General features: G+C 55.8%; 1 protein-coding gene. It reads left to right on the top strand.

Features of this window, described 5'->3' with window-relative positions; all coding sequences use genetic code 11:
* The first annotated feature begins 399 nt into the window (after window positions 1-399).
* On the top strand, window positions 400-1731 hold the full coding sequence (locus ABEA12_RS04650; protein WP_345466654.1) for a hypothetical protein: 1332 nt from the start codon (window positions 400-402) through the stop codon (window positions 1729-1731).
* The last annotated feature ends 544 nt before the right edge of the window (window positions 1732-2275 follow it).

The following is a 2275-nucleotide window of genomic DNA, read 5'->3' on the forward strand; positions in this document are numbered from 1 at the left end:
GACCAGTGGCCCGCCGGGAGCTGGGAAATCCAATTTGTTGCGTACTCAGATTCCATAGGGAACGCCACAGACACCAGATACGTAAGTGCAGGACCTGACCTCAGCAAACTCAAATTCACGGTGAAAGAGAAAACTCTCGCCACTCCAAAACCGGTAGAATTCAGTGACTTTGAAGGCTATACGAATGATACGTTTCTCGTCCCAGAGGTAGCTGGGGTGACGTACAGTTCAGGTGGCAATAAGCTGTCGGCTGGACTTCATAATGGCTCAGGAACAGTGACAGTTTCAGCAGCTCCAAGTCGAGGATTCTCGTTCCCATCGAATTCAGTACATAACTGGTCGCATAGTTTCGGGTCCTCTGTAAATTCATCGATTCCCACCATCACCGGCACCCCGACCGTGGGTTCCACGCTGACCGCGGCCCCCGGAACGTGGGGACCGATTGGTGTAGCACTGGCTTACCAGTGGTCGGCCGACGGCACTGCGATCAAGGACGCCACCAGGAGCACCTTCGACCTGGACCCCAACCTTGCGGGCAAGGCCATCACCGTGGCTGTGACCGGCACCAAGGCCGGGTACACCACCGCGACCAAGGCCTCGAAGGCAACCGCTCAAGTTGCTCTGCGTCAATTCACTACCCCACCTGTACCGACGATTTCCGGAACAGTCACAGTCGGATCCACACTGACCGCGATCCCCGGCAACTGGGGCCCGGTCGATGTCCTATTCCAGTACCAGTGGTATCGCGACGGCACCTACCTTCCGTCGGCCACCGACCCCACTTATCAGCTCACAGCTGCCGACCTTGGAAAGAGAATCAGCGTCCTGGTCGAAGGATCCAAGGCAGGGTACGACCACTACCCGATGACGTCGGCTGATACGGCAAAGGTTGGGTCAACCATAAAACGTGTGACGCCCGCGGCACCGACCTCGGTCGCCGCGACTGGCCGTTACACCGTCCCGTCCAGTGAGGGTGTCTTTTATCAGGTCAACGGGATCTCGAAGGCGGCCGGCACTTATGCCTCCGGTTACACGAAGATGAATATCATCGCGCTGACGAAGCCCGGCTATACGCTGTCCGGGACTACGTCCTGGGTGCTGGACCTTTCGAAGAAACCCGTGGCGGCAACCGCGCCGTCAATCAACTACACAGATAAGAGCATCACTCTCCCTCGCACCACCGGGGTCGACTACTCCATTGACGGCGTCCTGAAGGCGGCTGGAACGCATAAGGTCACAACTTATGCGACGGTCACGGCCAAGGCGTCCGCACCGAACTACACGGTCGCAGCGAAGACGTGGAAGTACGACCTTCGAACCGCCGTCACACCCACGAAGCCGGTGTTCAGCGCCTCGGCCAACACCGTAAAGATCCCAGCCAAGACCGGGGTTACCTACTACGTCAACAATGTGCTAAAGAAGGCCGGAACCCACAAATACACCGGCTCGGGAACCATCACGACCAAGGCTTCGAGCGGCTCGTACAAGCTGACTGGTACCACGTCGTGGAAGTTCGACAACCGCAACGCCGTCACACCCACGAAGCCGGTGTTCAGCGCCTCGGCCAATACCGTAAAGATCCCAGCCAAGACCGGGGTTACCTACTACGTCAACAATGTGCTCAAGAAGACCGGAACCCACAAATACACGGGTGCTGTCACGGTGACCACCAAGGTTTCCAACGGTTCGTACAAGCTGGCCGGTATCCAAAAATGGACGGCCCGCCTGTGACAGGCGAATAACCAGCCGAATGAAACATGAAGCACCTGTGCCACCGACCAATGCCGGTGGCACAGGTGCTTAAGTGAAATATCGTCAACGCAAGTAGACATCAATCGGTATGGGATAGTCCGATCCCGATGTTTAGCTTGGGCATTGGAAGTTTTATTCGCCCCGCTTCGCGCGCCATGGTGGCTTCCCACTTGCACGGTCTTTTTAGCCGATCCCTCAACGCAACACCTAAGCATCAAGAAACTGACAGTCAAATACGTTTATCTTCCACAGTGCATAGATTCGCGTATACCCGGCCCGGAATAATGCCCGATGAAGGTAGCCCAAACTCTACNGAACCGCACTGAAACTTATGGAAACTCGTTTTAACGATTCTGGGGTTCCAGAATACACGATTGTTGGTGCTGCTTTCCAAATTTTCTGGACGGAATGTATTCGATACTTGAATGCAATTTTTCGTCATTGAATCAACGGACCCAGCCTGCTGTCTCGTTCCCCACTTAGTGGCGCGACTTCCACGCTTCTTGATCCCTGAACCCGCGGC

Source organism: Paeniglutamicibacter antarcticus (assembly GCF_039544305.1).
In the GTDB taxonomy this organism is placed as follows: Bacteria; Actinomycetota; Actinomycetes; order Actinomycetales; family Micrococcaceae; genus Paeniglutamicibacter; species Paeniglutamicibacter antarcticus_C.